Origin of the sequence: Levyella massiliensis (genome assembly GCF_000308275.2) — a bacterium.
In the GTDB taxonomy this organism is placed as follows: Bacteria; Bacillota; Clostridia; order Tissierellales; family Peptoniphilaceae; genus Murdochiella; species Murdochiella massiliensis_A.
In genome coordinates, this window is the sequence record NZ_HG529491.1 from 452,382 (window position 1) to 469,440 (window position 17,059).

Below are 17,059 nucleotides of genomic sequence, written 5' to 3' on the forward strand. Positions count from 1 at the left end.
TTTCAAATACCGTTTTTACCTAGCCGAAAATCGCGTACGGATGCAGCGTGTCGACTAGGTATTTTTCCAAATTCGCTTTTTACCTAGCCGAAAATTGCGCACGGGCACCGCACGGCGACTAGGTATTTTTCCATATACGCTTTTTACCTAGTCGGAAATTGCGCATAGGTGCTCCATGGAGACTAGGTATTTTTCTATATACGCTTTTTACCTAGCCGCCGTAGTGACTAAGACGCCGCAGACGTCGTTCCTTAATGGTAAAAACGCCCCGCAAGGGATCCTTGCGGGGCGTTTCCTAATTCAAATTGTAGGCCGCGCTCGCTTGCGAGCAATCGCCGGCGCTTTTACTTCTCCAGATCCAGCAGCAGAGCAATGGCGTCGTCCGGCAGGCGGTTGAAGCCCTTCTGCTCTTTTAGGAAGTTGGTGCGGTTCTCGAGGCTGTGATGGACGCCTTGGCGATAGTCGGCGTCATCGGGAACTTCGAAGCCCGGGATCACGGCATATTCCATGCCCTTCATGGCTTTCAAAGGCTTCCACTCCGTGGTGCCGTCCACGAGACTTTCGATGGCAGCAATGGTAACTTCCTTGGGCACTTTTTGATCCAGGAAGAAGCCGGTGTTCAGGATATAGCCATCAATGCCCTGCTCAAAGAGGGCCAGGAACTTACGGTAGTCGTCGTTCAAAGGATAGGTGCGGAACGGGTTGGCGTAGGGTTCGATGACCAGTTTGTTGGGGTCAACGCCTTTGGCCAGACGTTCGGCGCTGGTGCGCTTCGTGGAAAGAGTGGCGCCCATAAGGGCAGCAATCTTCGGGTCATGCACGCGTACCAGCGGCGGCAGAACCGGATCCTTCATGATCCATGCGACGGCGCTCATCGGCTGATGCAGGACGTCCACACGGTTCGGGGACCAGAGGCGGGATTTCACCGCGCGGCCGTTGCCGTTGCGGATATCTTCGGAGACGATGATCTTCTTACCATTTTCATCCAAGGTGACACCGCAGTTTTGAACGGTCAAGAGATACTTGTTATCCGGCGATGAAGCAGGATAGTCCGCCGTCTTATCAAAGTAGGACGGCTCGAGCGCCACAGAGCTGAAGTCCTTCGTGGAGATGATGAAGGCATCGTCATGCAGAACGCGAATGTCGTATTTGCCGTCGTGTTTGGCGTGGGTGAGGGTGGATTTGCCCGAACCCGAAAGACCAAAGACCGCCAGCGTGAATGGGGAATCGCCGTCCGGATTAAAGGTCTTGCAACCGCCGTGGCAGCAGGCGTAGTTGTGACGGTTGGCAATGGACCATGCCAGCGTCAGCGTACCTTTTTTATGTTCGCCAAAGTATCTCATGCCCAGGAGAGCAGCGCAGTTGTGCTGGGAATCGAAGTAGGTGAGACCCAGCGGGTGCTCTTCATGCGACCATTGCGGATCCGAGAAAACGTAGATGTCTCCCTCGCCATCGATGGGCTTGGATTTAGCATAGAGTTCTTCGTATTCGGGAGTGCAGGGCTGGAAATTCAGCATCCAGTTATAAAGGATGTTTTCTTCTCCTTCGGGGATTAAGAGGTGGGCGCGCACCATGAAATCCGTATCCAGACCTACAAAGACCTGGGCGTGATACATCGTGCCCCAGCGCGTGTCATAGACCGCTTCCATCACGCGGCGATTCAAGGTGTTCGAATCCACGCCTTCATCACCGACGATGCGACGCGCGGCAGCGGTACGGCCGGTGACGGCGCCATCGTTGAACAATAAAACTTTGGCATCGGCGGGGAGGCCCAGCTTTTCCGGCTGCTCGATGGGAAGATCCGTCACGACGGTGCCGGTGGAGTTCTTGGCCATCTCATAGGCTTCCGCCAACGTTTTCACCTCTACGACATTATTGCCATAGAAAGGCGTTTCCACGATGGTGCGCAAAGCGCTCATCGCTGACAGAGAGGGACCTAATTCCTCACGAGAAAATTTCGTTTTTGTGGACATAGCGTTCTCTTTCTATGCCGTCGACAAGGCGTGGCCTTGGCGGGGCAAGGTTCCATGCGGTTGCCCGCATCCTAGAAGCCCGAAGTGCGGGACACTTCTCTACGGTACGGCCCCGAAGCGGGGCAAACTGACGTATTACCATTGATAATATAGTAACGCAAGGCGCGAGGAATCTCAATGGAAAAAGGATTTCCGCAGGGGGGGCGGAAGAGCAATTTGTCCGTGACGGAATGGGGTACACATAGTAAGGAAAGGAAAGGAGGCATTATGTATGGAGATCAAAAGCCGCTGCGTGCCTTTGACAAGGTACAGCGACGCTTTCCCAATCGCCGCAAGGAAAGAGAGCGGGTGCGGGATTATGAACGGTTTTGTAAAAGCATAGAGACGGAACCGATGTGGGTGTGGAAGCGGATTGAAGAAGCGGATCAGCTTATTGCTACATTGGAGACAGGGATTCGTCGTGTGCGGCAGCGCTTGGAAGAGCGGGAGGAGCCTGTCCTCTCCACCCTGCATCCGCTGACGGAAGCGGGACAGCAGCATCTGTTGCGCAAAAGACTGTTGCAGACGGCAACTACTATGGAAAGGTTTTTAAGCCTCGTGCATAACCACACGGCATTCCGCGACGAGGTAGCCGCCATGGAACCGCTCAAGGTTGCACCCCAACCGCTCCCGGGACAAGCGGACAATCCGCGTCGGATGCGCCGAACGCTACTCGCGTATCAAGAAGAAATGAACCGCGCCCTGAGCGATTTGAAACAATTGCGTCGCCGCATGATTCGCTACTTGACCCGCCTCACACGGGATATGTGAATTTTGTGTAACATATTTCCTTCAAAGCCGTCGGATAGGCTTAGGGCACCATGAAAGAAGGAAAGGGGAACAGCATGACAGACCAAGATAGCTATGAAAACTTTACACAACAGAACGAAGACGCGGCGACGCGCCGCATTGTGCGTGAGGAAATTGCGCGCAACTATCGTCCGAAGGGTGGTCTGGCGCGCGGCTTAGCCCTTGTGCTGGCGGGAGCCTTGCTCGGTGCCGGCGGCGGAGCAGCCCTTGTGGCATCGGGGAATGTACCCCTGCCCGCGCAATATACAAACACAGCCACCGGCACACAAAACGGCACACAAAAGGTACAGATATCGCTGAAGGAAGGGGAAAGAACCGTTGAAAATGCCATTGCGGCCAAGGCCATCCCGGCCATTGTGGGCATCACGACCGTCTCCAAGAACGTAAGCCGCAATCCGTTTCTTTACGGCACTCCCCAATATTCCGAATCCGTCGGGTCGGGCGTTATCGTTTCTCCCGACGGCTATATCCTGACCAATGCCCATGTCGTTAACGGCGGCAACGCCCGCACCGTCCGCGTGCGCCTCTCCACGGGGGAAGAACAAGAAGCCAAGGTGCTGTGGGCCGATGCCACGCTGGACTTGGCCGTGCTCAAGGTCGAAAAGAAAAATCTACCAACGATCGAGTTTGGCAATGCGGCCGACGTAAAGGTGGGCGATAAGGCCATTGCCATCGGGAACCCGCTGGGCCTGGATTTGCAATCCACACTGACCTCCGGCTACATTTCCGGCCTTAATCGTTCCATTACCCTGCAGGACGGCAACATTATGGACGGCCTGATTCAGACCGACGCCGCCATCAATGGTGGCAACTCCGGCGGCGCGCTCCTAAACGCCAAGGGCCAGCTCATTGGTATCAATACTGCCAAGCCGGAATCGGCGGATGGCATCGGCTTTGCCATTCCGGTCTCTACGGCCAAGCCCATCGTGGAGAAGATCGTGGCGGAAGGCAACTATACGCCCCTCTATATGGGCATCAACGGCGCAAACACGAAGCTGGTAGCGGCCAGCGGCGTCGAAGGTCTCCCCACGGACAGCGGTGTTGTCGTGCGTGATGTCGTAGCCGGTTCTCCCGCCGCCGCCATGGGCATTGCCCCCTATGACATTATTACGGCCATTAACGACGAGACCGTGGAATCCATGAATACCTTAAAAACCCTCCTTCTTAAGTATAAGAAGGGCGATACGGTCACCGTCACCTACTACCACGGGCAGCAGAAGAAGACCGGGAAGATGACATTTACCGATTTTACGCCGGAAACCACCCGCTCGCGCTAAATTCTTGCACGGGAACGGGGGCAAATTCCCCTTTTTCTTCGAAAACCGATGAAAAAACACGGAAACGTTGCCCCAAAGGCAAATTATGCCAAAAAATAGTTACTTTTTTGTAATAATTTGCCCGATTGGGTGCTTCAGGCGTTGACAACACTCACTCAAATTGGTATTATCAGCTTGTAAATCAAGAAGTTTCCGAGGAAGCTTCACTGATTACATGCACAACCATAGCAGTTGATATGTAAAGCAGGTTGAAATCATTACGGAGGATTACTATGAAAACAAAACGTATTGTTGCTTTAGCACTGGCCGGTGCACTGGCACTGGGTGCAGTTACCCCGGCATTTGCTGAGGAAGCGAAGGAAACGAAGAATGCGGAAACTATTAAACTTGAAGAGTTGACTGCAAAAAAGACTTCGGAAGCTTATGGAAAAATTGTTGAGGCTCAGGCCAACACAGTCGAAGAAGCACAGAGCAATTATGACAAGGCTGTAAAATATGAAGCAGAAACAAAGAAGGAAGATGAATCTGCTCGCCAGTGGAAAGCTAAAAGAGCTGCTGATCTGAAAAACGCACAGGACGCCATTGATGAGGTAAAAGACAAGATCGATGCGCTTTCTGCATTGCAATTGGATGTTCGAAATGCAAAAGACCACAGTGAGATGGAGTATTCCAAGAAGTTCAATAAAGCCAATCCGTTAAGAAATGAAAAAGCATACAGAGATGCCATCATTTATGCGAAGAACACTCACGATGCAGCTGGTGCTGCAGCATTACAAGAGCAGTTAGACTACTTCTTAGTAAAAATTAAGCCGTTCCAAGATAGAGATGAAAAATTGGTAGAGGATATCGATAATGCCAAACTTTCATTGAAAGCGCTTACTACTAAGAAGGACATCGCACAAGCTAAATATGATGATGCTGAAAAGTGGGCTCAGGAAACGCAAGAGAAGTGGACCCAAGCATGGAAAGATATGATTGTCAAAAAGCATGTCTTGGCAACTGAAGAGGACAATCTGAATCGTATTAAAGAACTACAGGGTTACTTTACTGAGAAGACGATTAAGAACGAAACCAATCCTGCCTTGGTAAAACTGGCTAAAGAAGATTTCTTGACCTATTTCTTAGTTAAACTGCAAGCTGACGATTGGTACATCACTGAAAGCACTCTGAAGAAACTGAATCTTTCTGAAGATTTGCTGAAACAGTATCATGATGTTTTGGCGGATGAAGGTTCGGTAGCTCCGGCAGAATCTTCTCAGGAAGAAGAGAGCAAAAAACCGGATGAATCCAAGCCAAACGAAGAGAAACCGGGTACTTCTGAAGACAAACCGGCTCCGGTCGTTCCGGGCAAGGAAGACAAACCGGCAACCGACAAGAAAGACAACAAGAAGGACAACAAGAAAGCCACCAAGAAGAGCAACAAAGCTCCGAAGACCGGTGACATTGCCGTTCTTGCTTATGCCGGAACCGCTGTATTGGCTGCAGGCGCATACGTTGCTTCCAAGAAACGCAAGTAATTGAGTCAAAACGCACTGCTATTGGTGTGAATGAAGGGGTTTACCCAATATGGTGACCTCGTCGGAGGAGGTTCTTCGGAATCTCCTCCTTTTTTCTTCCATCGATTGCGCTTGATTCAAACCGTTTACATTACTTTGACTCAGAAAGGAGTCCTCATGAAACAGAAAAGGATACAATCGGTAGCCCTGTCTCTGCTGCTCGCCGGAGCGTTAGCATTTACCGGCATGTTTGCCACAACGGCCAATGCGGCGGCAGAAAAGTTTACCGTTACCCGATTATCCGGCGCTCGCCGCGAGGATGTGGCCAAGAAAGTCAGTGATACCTTCTTTACGAAGCCGACTAAAGCGCATCGCGTGATTCTCGTTAACGATTTAGCGTTTGCGGATGCTATCAGCTCCACGAATATTTCGCAAGGCCAATACCCCATCCTCTATACGCATAAGGCGTCTATGCCGGAAGCGACCGCAAAAGCCTTACGGGAACTGAAGCCCTCAGAGGTGTATATCATGGGCGGAAAGAACTCCGTATCCGAAGCAGTTGCCGGAGAAGTAAAGAACATTATCGGAAAAACACCGGTTCGTGTTGGCGGAAAAGATCGCTATGAAGTCAGTGTAAATTCGGCGCAATTCCGTAAGGCGCCGCAGAAGGTGATGATTACGACCGGACAGGTCTATTCCGATGCTTTGATTGCGGCTCCGTATGCGCAAAAGGAAAAAGCCACCGTATTATTGGTCGGAAACACACTTTCCCAGAGTGCTAAAAACTATTTGAACTCGGTTTCAAAAGTACAGACGGAAATCATCGGTGGCAAACGCTATGTACCGGCTGCGATGGAACAAGAGATTGCTTATTCTGCGGGTACGTATCCGAACCGTATCGGCGGGGCCGATCGTTATGAAGTAAGCGCTTCTTTGGCTAAAAAGAACTTTGGCAATGCGCAGTACGCGTTCCTGGCTAGCGGCCAAGTCTTCTCTGATGCGCTTTCCGCAAGTTCAGCGGCACAGAAGCTCAACGCCCCGATCCTTTTGACACAGAAGCATGTGATTTCAACGGCCGTATTGGATGCCATGAAAGACAATAGCAAGCTCAGCAAGCTCTATGTCATGGGCGGTGTCAACACGATTGCACCGAGCGTTCTGGACACGGTCAAAAATATCTTAAACCCCGAAGAAACGGATATTTCGGACATAAAAGGACCGAATACTGTAGTAGATATCAGTAAATTGCCTAAAGACGTCCAGAAGGCATTAAAAACGTTAAAGCAGGATATGTCCACAGAGGGAGCCGAACAATTCGTAACGGCGCTGAATCGGCTGCGTAAAGACGCTGGCCTTAGCCCCCTTAAATATGATCCTAATTTAAGTATAGAAGCAGCTTATCGTTTAATGACAGCCCAGTTAACCAAAAAACTGCCCGAAGGTGGACAGTATTGGTCTGGGGATGAATATTATCGTGTCACAGGCGTTTTTGGGATGAATCCGAACTTGATGCAAAACTTAAATCGCGTGTTTCTGCAAAGCGGCGGATCAGCGACCATTGATTCGATCGGTTTAGCAAAATATAACGGCGTATGGAGCTTTTATATGGGTGGTGCATTGAATAATGCAAGTAGCGGCACTCAATATCGCCGTATTATGAATGGTAAATATCATGCAGAGAAAGCAAGTGAAGTTTTAACACTTTTAAATGCTGAGCGAAGAAAACATGGAGTGTCCGAAGTAAAAATGGATCCTGTGTTGCAAAAGCTGGCTGAGGCGCGTGCCCGCGAAGCTACCGGACTTATGACTCATATTCGTCCGAATGGAGATAACTATAAGCGTGAGTTTGATAAAACTGGCATGTATACCTATATGGGAGAGTCAGTGGCTTCGATGCAAACCGCTGAAGAATTCATCAATAGTTTGATGGATCATGCACCTCATCGTCATACTGTAACTAATGAAAAATTTACAAATATTGGCATTGGTGTCTTTGAGGCTGAAGATGGTCATTTCTATTGGGATGCCGTTTATGGTCAACAAGGTCCTCAGTATACTCCTAACTTCAAACTGAAGGATCTCTCTCATCTGTATCGCAAGTAAGGGGAGAAAAAGAATAAGAAAGAAGGGGCGCACGCCCCTTCTTTTTTTGTGCGATAGAAGAAGGGTTGCGTAGCAGACGAAGGGTTACGCGGCAGACGAAGGGTTACGCGGCAGACGAGGGATTGTATAGCAGGAGAATAGTTACACGCTAGGAGAAAAGCGAACTACGGCACATAAAAACCGCCCCGGTTGGGGCGGCTCTTAGATACATAGGATTTAATCCAGGATGCTCGGAATGTAATTCGAGGCTTGGGGCGGTGTCGGTTGCTCCGTGTCGGGAATGATCAGGGGCTCTTCGGCGGGTTCTTCGGTGTGGGGCGCTTCGGAATGCGCAGGAGCGCTGGATTGCGAATGGGCCTTCGAGGATTGTTCCGTGTGGGAAGAACTGTTGGGTTTAGAAGGTTTCGAGGGCTTGGAAGGCTTCCCGGTCTTGGAAGATTGCGCCGGCTTGTCCTCGGGACCGGCCGGGACAATGCGAATGTCCTTGACTTTGGAGGACTGCTGCGATGACGCATCGGACGATGCTTCTTGTTCATCGCCATCCTTCTCCAGGGCTGCGGGATCTGCCAGAATGCGCTTTACTAAGTCGTGATCCGTCCGGGTATTATTGATACGGGGCGGTTCCGCGTATTTGTCGGACTTCGGCTCGGAATACGCAATGATTTCGCGCGCGCCGACATCGCTAAAATCCTGCGTGGGAGCAATCTTCACAATGGCTGCCACGGGCTTTTTGAGCACTTCTTCGGACATGGCTTTGCGTGAAACTTCTTGACCTTCGCGCATGGAAATTTCGTAGGTGATATTGCTTTCCCCACGTTCGCCCTTTTGTACAATCTTATATTCGCCGGGAGACAGGGAACTGTCGACTTCCGTCGTAATCGGGAATTCCTGTTCCACCTTCTCCGTCACTTGTTTCGTTTCTTCAACCTCGGTGCTGCTGTCTTCACTGCTCACATCGACAAGCTCAAAACCAGGCTTTCCGCTGCAAGCGGTTAATAACATACTGCTTAGCGCCAAAGCGAGGAATAATTTTTTTTGTTTCATACTTTCCTCTCTCTCTTCAGGGCTCCGTTACAGGAGTCGCTACGAAATAAGTATACACGAATTGGCCATTGCTTTCTACCTCCACTGTCGATGGGCGAAAGGGGCAATTTTCGCTATAATCAATAGTAGCTTAGCAATAGAAAGGGTCCGATTATGACGAAGAAGAAACATCCCATTGTCGATGTGCGGTTGGAGCATCTGGCGTATCCAAATTTAGCCACCGGTGTGGTGCTGGCGCCCTTGCCGCCGGATCCGGTGGGGGAACTGCTGGAGCTGCCGGTGGATCACGCCAGCCGTGAAGCCATGGCGCCCATGCGCATGAAGGGCGGGCTGCCGGGGCAAGTCTGGCGATGCCGTGTGAAGCGTTCCCATAAGGGCGTGAAGGAAGTGGATCCTTTGGAGCTTTTAGCGCCTTCCGCCATGGAGCGACGCCCGAAGTGTCCGCATGCGGGCGTTTGCGGCGGCTGCAATTACCAGACTCTTTCTTATGAGGCGGAATTGATGTTAAAGAGTCAGCAGATGCGTGCGCTTTACAGCAATGCCGGCTTTTCGGAAGATATTTCTTTGCATCGCTCACCTCTGATCGAAGGCTATCGCGACAAGATGGAATATGCCTTCGGTGATCTCACGCCCGGCGGCCCTCTGACCCTCGGCCTGCATCGCCCGCGTCATTTCTACGACATTTTACCGACGACCTGCTGCAATATCGTGCCGCCGGATTTCAATACCCTGCGCAAGGCCGTGGAGCACTTTTGCCAACAGCAGCAATGGACGTTTTATCATCGCTCGAAAAAAACGGGCTACCTGCGCCATCTCGTGCTCCGTGCATCGCTTACGACAGATGAAATTATGGTCAATTTGGTCACCACGTCGGCCCATTCTTGGACGCAGGCGGATACGGAGGCCTTCTTGTCCTGCCTGCGCGCTCTGCCTCTCTCCATGCGCCTTGTGAGTGTCTTTCATACCATCAATGACAGCCCTGCCGATGTGGTTCAAGCGGATGCACTCGACCTTCTGGCCGGTCGCGCCTATTTGGAGGAAAAACTTTTTGAGCTCACCTTCCATGTGGGGCCCTTTTCCTTCTTTCAGCCCAACGTCCCCGGCGCCAAGAACCTCTATGCCAAGGCCCTGGAATTTGCCGGCGACATCAGCGGAAAAACGGTCTACGACCTCTATTCGGGCACAGGCACCCTCGCCCAGATTGCCGCTGCCCATGCGCAGCGCGTCATCGGTGTTGAAATTGTCGAAGAAGCCGTCGAGAAGGCAAAAGAAGCCTGCGTGCGTAATCACCTGGCCAATGCCAAATTCATTGCTGCCGACGTCCTGGCCGAACTGACCCGTCTTGCCGACATCGGCGAACGCCCCGACGTCGTCTTCCTCGACCCTCCGCGCCAGGGCATTCACCCCAAAGCCATTCAGCACCTCCTTGCCGCCCAACCCGAACGCATCGTCTACATCTCCTGCAATCCCACCACCCAGGTCCACGACCTGGCGCTCTTTCGCGACGGCGGCTACCGCATCGAGAAAATAACGGCTTTTGACCAGTTTCCGCGAACGAAACATGTGGAGACGGTGGTATTGATGTCAAGGGTCGAAGGAAAATAGGCTCGAAAGCCCTTGATTTCAGGCACTTTTCGGCTTCCGGCAGCTTCGAGCAGGTGGAGACGGTGAACGCTCTGAGAGAACTTATCTACGGCGGCACGGTCGGAAAAATGTGAGAGTGGAGTTGCCGAGATAGATGTCAATAAGTGGAGTTAGTGGATTAGATGTCAGGGTAGTTGAGTGTTCGAGATAGATGTCAGAAATTTTTTGAACTTTGGAGAGATATAACTTGGAGAGACAAAAGAAGCTAAATGCAAATCAGATAAAAGTATTGTGATCGGGCTCATCAGGCCTGCGCTACACGGGAACATATCCCTTATTTTTTAAGACAGACCAAGACTCCTACATTGCCATCAGTGGAGGTGAGAAGCGCATTTTACTGGACTCAACCAGTGGTAGAGTGGGCAAAAATCAACTGCCGGTTCGTGTAAATTCACATCAATTCCGACTATGCTTGAGTCATGAAAGGAGGTGCCCGATATGGATCAAATCAAAATTGGAAAATTCATGGCATCCTGCAGGAAGGAACAGGGCATGACTCAGGCAGTCCTTGCCGAGAAGCTCGGAATCAGTGACCGGGCAATATCAAAATGGGAGACTGGAAAGTCCATGCCGGATTCCGGGATTATGCTGGAGCTGTGCGAGCTTCTGAAAATCAACGTCAACGAACTCCTGTCGGGCGAAAGAATTATGGCAGAAGTATATGACAAACGGGCAGAAGAAAACCTGCTGGCGATGAGACGAGAGGTTGAAGAAAAGAACAGGCAGATGCTTCGGACGGAATACTTGATTGCGATTCCTGCCGTCATTGCCGGACTGGTCATGGTGTTTGTGGCTTCATTTATAGAGATGCCGGTCTGGCTGCGAATCGCACTTATCGTATTTGCTCTCGTAATGATGTTTACGGTCGCTTTTATCGCTGTGGGGATCGAGCAAAAGGCTGGATACTATGAATGCCAGAATTGCCACCACAGATATGTTCCTACATACTGGCAGACAAACCTTGCCATGCACATGGGGCGGACGAGATACATGAAATGCCCTGAATGCGGAAAGCGCAGCTGGCAGAAAAAAGTTCTAACAAAAGAAGATTAAGACAGACCAAGGCTCCTCACTACTGATTCGGTTCAGTGGCGAGGAGTCTTTTTACGCTTCGATTTCGATTGTGAGGCCGGACTTGAATTCCACGGTGAAGTGGTCGGCATAGACCGTAATTTTCTCGATGAGCTTTTTGACAAGAGCCTCATCAAACTCCGTGATGTCAGTTTTCTGTTTAGCGATGAAGTCCTGCAGCTCTTTGATCCGGTTCATGGCTTCTTCCCGGTTGTGGCTATCGACCTCGGACTTTTCCTTCTGTTCCCGGAGCCGGAAAATCTCATCGGCGATGGCATCGTAGTCCTGCTTGTTGTTGGCCTTCTTGATGAGCTCTTTTTGCAGCCCTTCCAGTCTTGCCTGAATGCCGTTCGGTGAGAGGGTGTCGGCGCTGACCACGGCCTTGGCGATGTTCGCCTGCAGCTGCTTCAGAAAGGTGCCACGTTCCGTCAGAATCCGATTGATGGCCTTGACCGTGACCTCTTGCAGCAGGAGCTCGTTGACCGTTCGGTTCTCACAGGGCACTTCTGCGTGGGTGATTTCCAAGCGGCTGATGCAGCGCCAGACGATGGATTTGCAGCCGTGGTTGTTCCAGTGGACGCGCCGGTAAAACTCGCCACAGTCGCCGCAGAAAACCATCTGTGCAAAGCAGTGATTGCAGGAGAATGTGCGCTTTTTCCCGGAAGGGCTCGTGTGGACGACTCGCCTGCGGACAAGCTCGGCCTGCACCTGCATGAACAGCTCCTTTGGAATGATTGCTTCGTGGTCGTCCTCGACGTAGTACTGCGGCACGATGCCGTTGTTCTTGATACGCTTTTTCGTCAGGAAGTCCGTGGTGTAGGTCTTTTGAAGCAGGGCATCGCCCATGTACTTCTCGTTGCGGAGAATCTTGTTGATGGTGCTGGTGTGCCACTTTTCCTTGCCCGCGCCGGTGAGGATTCCGTCTGCCATAAGTCCGGCGGCAATTTTGTCCATGCTGGAGCCTTCGAGGTATTCCCGGTAGATGCGTTTTACGATTTCAGCCTGCTCCGGATCGATGATCAGGTGACCGTCCGCATCCTTGGTGTAGCCGAGAAAACGATTGTGATTGATGTGTACCTTTCCCTGCTGGAAGCGGTACTGAAGTCCCAGCTTTATATTCTCGCTCATGGACTGGCTTTCCTGCTGGGCAAGGCTCGCCATAATCGTAAGGAGCACCTCGCCCTTAGCATCCAGCGTGTTTATGGACTCCTTTTCAAAATAGACCGGGATATTCTTGTCCTTGAGCTGTCGGATGTACTGCAGGCAGTCGAGAGTGTTTCGGGCAAATCGGCTGATGGACTTGGTGATGATCATGTCGATGTTCCCGGCCATGCATTCGTCAATCATGCGGTTGAACTCGTCACGCTTTTTGGTATTGGTACCGGAGATGCCGTCGTCCGCGAATATGCCCGCCAGCTCCCATTCCGGATTTTTCTGGATGTACTCCGTGTAATGTGTGACCTGCGCCTCGTAGCTGGTTTCCTGTTCTTCAGAATCCGTGCTGACACGGCAGTAGGCTGCCACCCGGAGCTTTTTCTGTTCGGATTGTTTTACTGTGTTCCCGACCTGCCGTTTGGCCGGGATGACCATAACGCTTCCCATTAGATCGCCTCGCTTTCAATGAGGCTGTAGAGGTATTCTGCCTGTAGCCTCGGATTGTCATAGTGTTCCTCTGCCTCTGCAAACCGAAAGTGTGTCGGCACCGTGAGAGGCTTTGCTTTTTTCACCCGGTTCAGCCGGCCGAGCTTACCGGCACGTTCCAGACGAATGGCTTCTGCCTTGTCGAAGGTCTCCTGATCGATGATGGGCGGGTAAAAATCATCGCCGAGGTAATGCCTATTTTGCATCAGGCGCTTTGCCGAGCTGTGGTAGGTTTCGATGCCTGCCTCGATAGCGGCCTTTGACTGCGACATCCCGGCGAAGTAATTCTCGTAGAGCCTTCTGATCTTCGCTGCGGCTTCTTCGTCAATGACCGCGCAGCCGTTTTCGATTCTGTATCCATAAGGTGTATGTCCCATGTCCTCACGTCCTTTCCCTGAGTATCAGACCGCATTTGAGCTCGAAGCGGATATCGTCTCTGGAATGAACGATGATGCGCTTTACGAATCTCTCGAATAAGTCCTCGTCAAACTCCTGCAGCATGGCGCTCTTTTGACAAAAGTGGATCAGCGCTGTGGTTTCGGTGACCTTCGTCACATCGCCGGAGACTTCATTCTCCAGGGCTTCAATCTCATCCCGAAAACTGTCCGCCTGTGAGAGCAGCGCGTTTGTTTCCTGATTGTAGAGCACCGGGTCGATGATGCCCTGCGTCAGGAGCCTTGTCAGCGTCTCGCGTTTTTCGGTGTTCTGCGCCAGCAAGGTCTGTACCTGCTGAATGCGATGCAAGGAATCGTCTGCCGAGGTTTTCTTTATGGCCTCCAGATAGGGCTTCAGGATTTGTCGATGAGAGAAGATGAGCTTGTTCACCATCGTGGTAAAAGCCTGTTTTAAGGCCTCGTCCTTCACAAACAGCATGTGGCACTTGCTCTTGTCCTCGATGTGGGTGTTGCAGCACCATGCGGTATATTTGTACCCGGTGCAGCTGTAAATCCGGCGCTTGAAGGTGTCGCCGCACTCGCCGCAGATGATCCTGCCAGAGAAGGCGTAGCGGTTTTGGTATTTATCAGAGCCTTTTGCTATGCCTTTTTCGTTTGCCCGCTGGCTGATAAGAGCGTGTACTGTTTCAAAGTCCTCCCGGCTGATGATTGGCTCGTGATGATCCTTGACCATGTACTGCGCCTGTTCGCCGTGGTTGTTGTGCCGGACGAACTGTGAATCCGAGTAAGTCTTTTGGAAAAGGCAGTCGCCGACATACTTCTCGTTTGAAAGCATCCCGCGAATGGTAGTGGCAGTCCAGCGTCCGCCACGCTTGGAAGGAACGCTGCGTCGGTTCAGGTTGTCAGCGATGGCGTGGGTGCCTTTGCCGGAGAGCAGGTCTGCGAAGATTTCTTTTATTACAGCCGCTTGCTCCGGATTGATAATCATCTGCTCACCGTCCCATTCGTAACCGTAGGGCGGGTAGCTGCACTTGAAGGTTCCATTTTCAAAACGCTTCTGGATCGACCACTTGCTGTTCTCCGAGATGGAAACTGACTCGCCTTCGGCCATGCTTGAAAGGATTGCCAGAAAAAGCTCGCTCTCCATTGAGCCGGTGTTGATGTTTTCCTTCTCGAAATAAATCGGGATGTGCTGGGCAAGCAGCTCTCTCACCAGTGACAGGCAGTCCGTTGTGTTTCTGCTGAAGCGGCTGATGGACTTCGTGACAATGAAATCGATCTTCCCGGCCTTGCAGTCGTCGATGAGCCGTAAAAGCTCCGGGCGCTTATCCTTCTTGGTGCCGGTGATGCCCTCGTCGTAGTAGAGGCCAGCAAACTCCCAATCATCACGGGCTGTGATGTAATTTTCGTAGTGGGTTTTCTGTGCCTCAAGACTTTCAAGCTGTGCATCGGAATCCGTAGAGACGCGGCAGTAGGCGGCTACCCTGACCTTTTTGAGCTTGACCTTCGAGCTCGCTGTTTCCGCGATTTTCGTTACTTTTTTCAAGGGAAGTCCCTCCTTTCCGTACGTCTATACATCACTCTAAAGCGACTACATATCAAGGTATTTCTGGCATTATTTCCGAGAACAAGGGAGAGAAAGTTTCTCGATTGATGGCGGTTAATTTGTTGAATTCCTCCATAGAAATGAGGCTGTCATTGAGCATATTCTTTGCGATTGTTTGCGCCCGGAAATAGTCCAGATTGCTCTGAATCCGTTCCTTTGTGAAATATTTAGATTGAATATTTTCGATTTCGTCTGTCATAACATATCCACCTCCAGTTTCCACTGGAGATGGGAGAGTGTTTTGAGCGGAGAAAAAAATAAAAAAGACCCGTGAGAATCCGAAGATACCCACGGGTCAAAAATGAAGCTGGTTATTTTATTTCAAAAGCTCATTTACTCTCTTCTGTATGGCCCTATAGTCGTATCCGGCTTTAGCAAGACGCTTCTTTCTATCAGCGCCGTTCCCCCAGTCGCCGCGGATGACCTCTCGGGCAAGTGTGTCGATGGACTTTTTCGGCTTTATGCCTAAAAGCTCATTTACGCGTGCCTGCACCGCGTCGTAGTCGTAGCCTGTTTTGGTAAGACGATTTACTCTGTCCTCTCCGTTTCCCCAAGCACCGGAGATGACTTCATGGGCCAGCGTATCGACAGACTTTCTTGCGGGGGCGGATCTTGTGCCTTTGCCATAGCCGTTAAAGCCGCCTTTCCTGATGATGGAGGGATAGTCCACATAGGCAAGATCCATATCGCATCTGCCTGCGATGCCCGGCACCGAGCCGCTCGAGGAATACTGCCAAAGACCGTACTGTCCCTGATAGGTGCAGTAACTGTTCCACTGTGCGATCCAGAAGGCGTAGCGGTTGCGTACGTCAGAAGAGACGTTGTTTAGCGCGGACGAAAGCGAGGTGTAAAAGCCCGCGTAATAACCGCCCGCTTCCATCTCGTTGCAGAAGGCGCGAATGAGCGAATCGCAGAAGGCCCTGCCACGGGAAAGCTGTGACTTTTCCTCGATGTCAAAGTAGATGGGATAGTCAAACTGCTTGCCGGAGAGCACCTGTTTGCAGACACGTGCTTCTTCGCGTGCCTCTCCGGCGCTTCCCGCATAGGAGTACCAATAGGCTCCTACGTGAAGACCTGCCGCTTTGGCGCGGGCGTAGTTCGTCTCATACCACTTGTCCTTTTGAGAAAGTGCTGAGCCGTAGCCTGCACGAATAATGACAAAGTTGATCCCGCTTTGTTTTACACGGTTAAAATCAATCGATCCCTGCCAAGTTGATACATCAATTCCTTTTATAGTCATAGTTATTTTTCCTCCTTTTCTGCGCGGTCATGAAGCTGTGCCAGCACTACCTTAAGTTTCTTCGGAACCGGAAGTCCCAAGTGGGCAGCGTTTTCAAAGAGCGACAGTCCTTCGTTTGATAGATAGAAAAAGATGACAGCCGTGCGAAGCACAGAGCCTGTGCCTACAACTTCAATATCGATCATGTGACCGATACCGACAAGCAGGAAAATCAGCACCTTCCTTGCGATGCCTTTAAATCCTACGGTGCTTGAGAGTTTCTTATCCGCCACAGCGCACATGATTCCTGTGATGTAATCCGTGGCTACAAAGGCTATGAGAGCATAGAGCAGTCCGTCAAAGCCTCCAAGATAGAAACCGAGCCAACCTCCTATACCGGCAAAAATAAGTTGAATGGTTGTCCAGAATTCTTTCATAGTAGATTCCTCCTTTGATTTTGAACATAAAAAAAACCGTCAGTACGGCTTTATGCGAACAAATAGTGGATAGGTGCTTATTCTTGAGTTTCTGTGGCGAGATAGATTATACTTCCTGTTAGTGTATATGTTCCGTTTGGGTCCGGCTTAGGTGGCCTATCTGAAACCGGGGTGTCCTGGGTATTCAGATTCTCAAACTCCTTAAGAACAGGTGCATTGGTTGCAGTGGCAGATGATTGGTTAGGATTTATCATCAGGCAAAGAGCGCCTGTTTCAAGCATGATAAGAGGACGACTATATTCCT

15 protein-coding genes are annotated in these 17,059 nt (G+C 51.1%); 6 read left to right on the forward strand and 9 right to left on the reverse strand.

Annotated elements, in window-relative coordinates:
* Positions 1–344: 344 nt before the first annotated feature.
* Positions 345–1,973: a phosphoenolpyruvate carboxykinase (ATP) gene (locus BN98_RS06965; RefSeq protein WP_019190751.1), complete on the reverse strand. Its 1,629-nt coding sequence runs from the start codon at positions 1,971–1,973 to the stop codon at positions 345–347.
* A gap of 267 nt (positions 1,974–2,240) precedes the next feature.
* Between BN98_RS06965 and BN98_RS06970 the strand changes: the two genes are divergently transcribed.
* From BN98_RS06970 to BN98_RS06985, 4 genes are all read left to right on the forward strand, one after another.
* Entirely contained in the window at positions 2,241–2,783 is a 543-nt protein-coding gene (locus BN98_RS06970; RefSeq protein WP_019190752.1) for a hypothetical protein, read from the forward strand.
* 74 nt (positions 2,784–2,857) lie between these two features.
* On the forward strand, positions 2,858–4,099 hold the full coding sequence (locus BN98_RS06975; protein WP_019190753.1) for a S1C family serine protease: 1,242 nt from the start codon (positions 2,858–2,860) through the stop codon (positions 4,097–4,099).
* Between the two features lie 272 nt (positions 4,100–4,371).
* Positions 4,372–5,616 carry an LPXTG cell wall anchor domain-containing protein gene (locus BN98_RS06980; protein ID WP_019190754.1) on the forward strand — a complete coding sequence of 415 codons (1,245 nt, stop codon included), beginning with the start codon at positions 4,372–4,374 and terminating at the stop codon, positions 5,614–5,616.
* A gap of 156 nt (positions 5,617–5,772) precedes the next feature.
* A complete protein-coding gene (locus tag BN98_RS06985) occupies positions 5,773–7,698 on the forward strand; it encodes a cell wall-binding repeat-containing protein (RefSeq protein ID WP_019190755.1) in 1,926 nt (641 codons plus the stop codon).
* A 216-nt stretch (positions 7,699–7,914) separates the two neighbouring features.
* Here BN98_RS06985 and BN98_RS06990 read toward each other — a convergent pair whose 3' ends face one another.
* Entirely contained in the window at positions 7,915–8,742 is an 828-nt protein-coding gene (locus BN98_RS06990) for a G5 domain-containing protein (RefSeq protein WP_019190756.1), read from the reverse strand.
* A gap of 153 nt (positions 8,743–8,895) precedes the next feature.
* On the opposite strand from BN98_RS06990, the gene rlmD reads away from it, so the two are divergent.
* Entirely contained in the window at positions 8,896–10,347 is a 1,452-nt protein-coding gene (gene rlmD, locus BN98_RS06995; RefSeq protein WP_019190757.1) for a 23S rRNA (uracil(1939)-C(5))-methyltransferase RlmD, read from the forward strand.
* A 477-nt stretch (positions 10,348–10,824) separates the two neighbouring features.
* Positions 10,825–11,439 (forward strand): helix-turn-helix domain-containing protein, encoded by a 615-nt coding sequence (locus BN98_RS07000; RefSeq protein ID WP_019190758.1) that lies wholly within the window; start codon positions 10,825–10,827, stop codon positions 11,437–11,439.
* 51 nt (positions 11,440–11,490) lie between these two features.
* On the opposite strand, the gene BN98_RS07005 is transcribed toward BN98_RS07000, so the two are convergent.
* The 7 genes from BN98_RS07005 to BN98_RS08495 form a co-directional block, all read right to left on the reverse strand.
* Positions 11,491–13,047, reverse strand: a complete 1,557-nt coding sequence (locus BN98_RS07005; protein ID WP_019190759.1) for a recombinase family protein — start codon at positions 13,045–13,047, stop codon at positions 11,491–11,493.
* 11 nt (positions 13,048–13,058) lie between these two features.
* Entirely contained in the window at positions 13,059–13,475 is a 417-nt protein-coding gene (locus BN98_RS07010; protein WP_019190760.1) for an integrase, read from the reverse strand.
* 4 nt (positions 13,476–13,479) lie between these two features.
* Complete coding sequence (locus BN98_RS07015) at positions 13,480–15,039, reverse strand: recombinase family protein (protein WP_019190761.1); 1,560 nt, start codon at positions 15,037–15,039, stop codon at positions 13,480–13,482.
* Positions 15,040–15,091: 52 nt separating this feature from the next.
* Positions 15,092–15,298, reverse strand: a complete 207-nt coding sequence (locus BN98_RS07020) for an SHOCT domain-containing protein (RefSeq protein ID WP_019190762.1) — start codon at positions 15,296–15,298, stop codon at positions 15,092–15,094.
* A 117-nt stretch (positions 15,299–15,415) separates the two neighbouring features.
* Positions 15,416–16,339: a GH25 family lysozyme gene (locus BN98_RS07025; RefSeq protein WP_019190763.1), complete on the reverse strand. Its 924-nt coding sequence runs from the start codon at positions 16,337–16,339 to the stop codon at positions 15,416–15,418.
* Between the two features lie 2 nt (positions 16,340–16,341).
* On the reverse strand, positions 16,342–16,755 hold the full coding sequence (locus BN98_RS07030) for a phage holin family protein (RefSeq protein ID WP_019190764.1): 414 nt from the start codon (positions 16,753–16,755) through the stop codon (positions 16,342–16,344).
* Positions 16,756–16,832: 77 nt separating this feature from the next.
* Positions 16,833–17,059, reverse strand: a 227-nt coding sequence (locus BN98_RS08495; RefSeq protein ID WP_207636733.1) for a hypothetical protein, incomplete at its 5' end; no start/stop codon positions are given.

Excerpts from the sequence above, each read along its gene's own strand:
- BN98_RS06965 (WP_019190751.1), bottom strand. The coding sequence starts at position 1,973 with ATGTCCACAAAAACGAAATTTTCTCGTGAGGAATTAGGTCCCTCTCTG.
- BN98_RS06970 (WP_019190752.1), top strand. The coding sequence starts at position 2,241 with ATGTATGGAGATCAAAAGCCGCTGCGTGCCTTTGACAAGGTACAGCGA.
- BN98_RS06975 (WP_019190753.1), top strand. The coding sequence starts at position 2,858 with ATGACAGACCAAGATAGCTATGAAAACTTTACACAACAGAACGAAGAC.
- BN98_RS06980 (WP_019190754.1), top strand. The coding sequence starts at position 4,372 with ATGAAAACAAAACGTATTGTTGCTTTAGCACTGGCCGGTGCACTGGCA.
- BN98_RS06985 (WP_019190755.1), top strand. The coding sequence starts at position 5,773 with ATGAAACAGAAAAGGATACAATCGGTAGCCCTGTCTCTGCTGCTCGCC.
- BN98_RS06990 (WP_019190756.1), bottom strand. The coding sequence starts at position 8,742 with ATGAAACAAAAAAAATTATTCCTCGCTTTGGCGCTAAGCAGTATGTTA.
- rlmD (WP_019190757.1), top strand. The coding sequence starts at position 8,896 with ATGACGAAGAAGAAACATCCCATTGTCGATGTGCGGTTGGAGCATCTG.
- BN98_RS07000 (WP_019190758.1), top strand. The coding sequence starts at position 10,825 with ATGGATCAAATCAAAATTGGAAAATTCATGGCATCCTGCAGGAAGGAA.
- BN98_RS07005 (WP_019190759.1), bottom strand. The coding sequence starts at position 13,047 with ATGGTCATCCCGGCCAAACGGCAGGTCGGGAACACAGTAAAACAATCC.
- BN98_RS07010 (WP_019190760.1), bottom strand. The coding sequence starts at position 13,475 with ATGGGACATACACCTTATGGATACAGAATCGAAAACGGCTGCGCGGTC.
- BN98_RS07020 (WP_019190762.1), bottom strand. The coding sequence starts at position 15,298 with ATGACAGACGAAATCGAAAATATTCAATCTAAATATTTCACAAAGGAA.
- BN98_RS07025 (WP_019190763.1), bottom strand. The coding sequence starts at position 16,339 with ATGACTATAAAAGGAATTGATGTATCAACTTGGCAGGGATCGATTGAT.
- BN98_RS07030 (WP_019190764.1), bottom strand. The coding sequence starts at position 16,755 with ATGAAAGAATTCTGGACAACCATTCAACTTATTTTTGCCGGTATAGGA.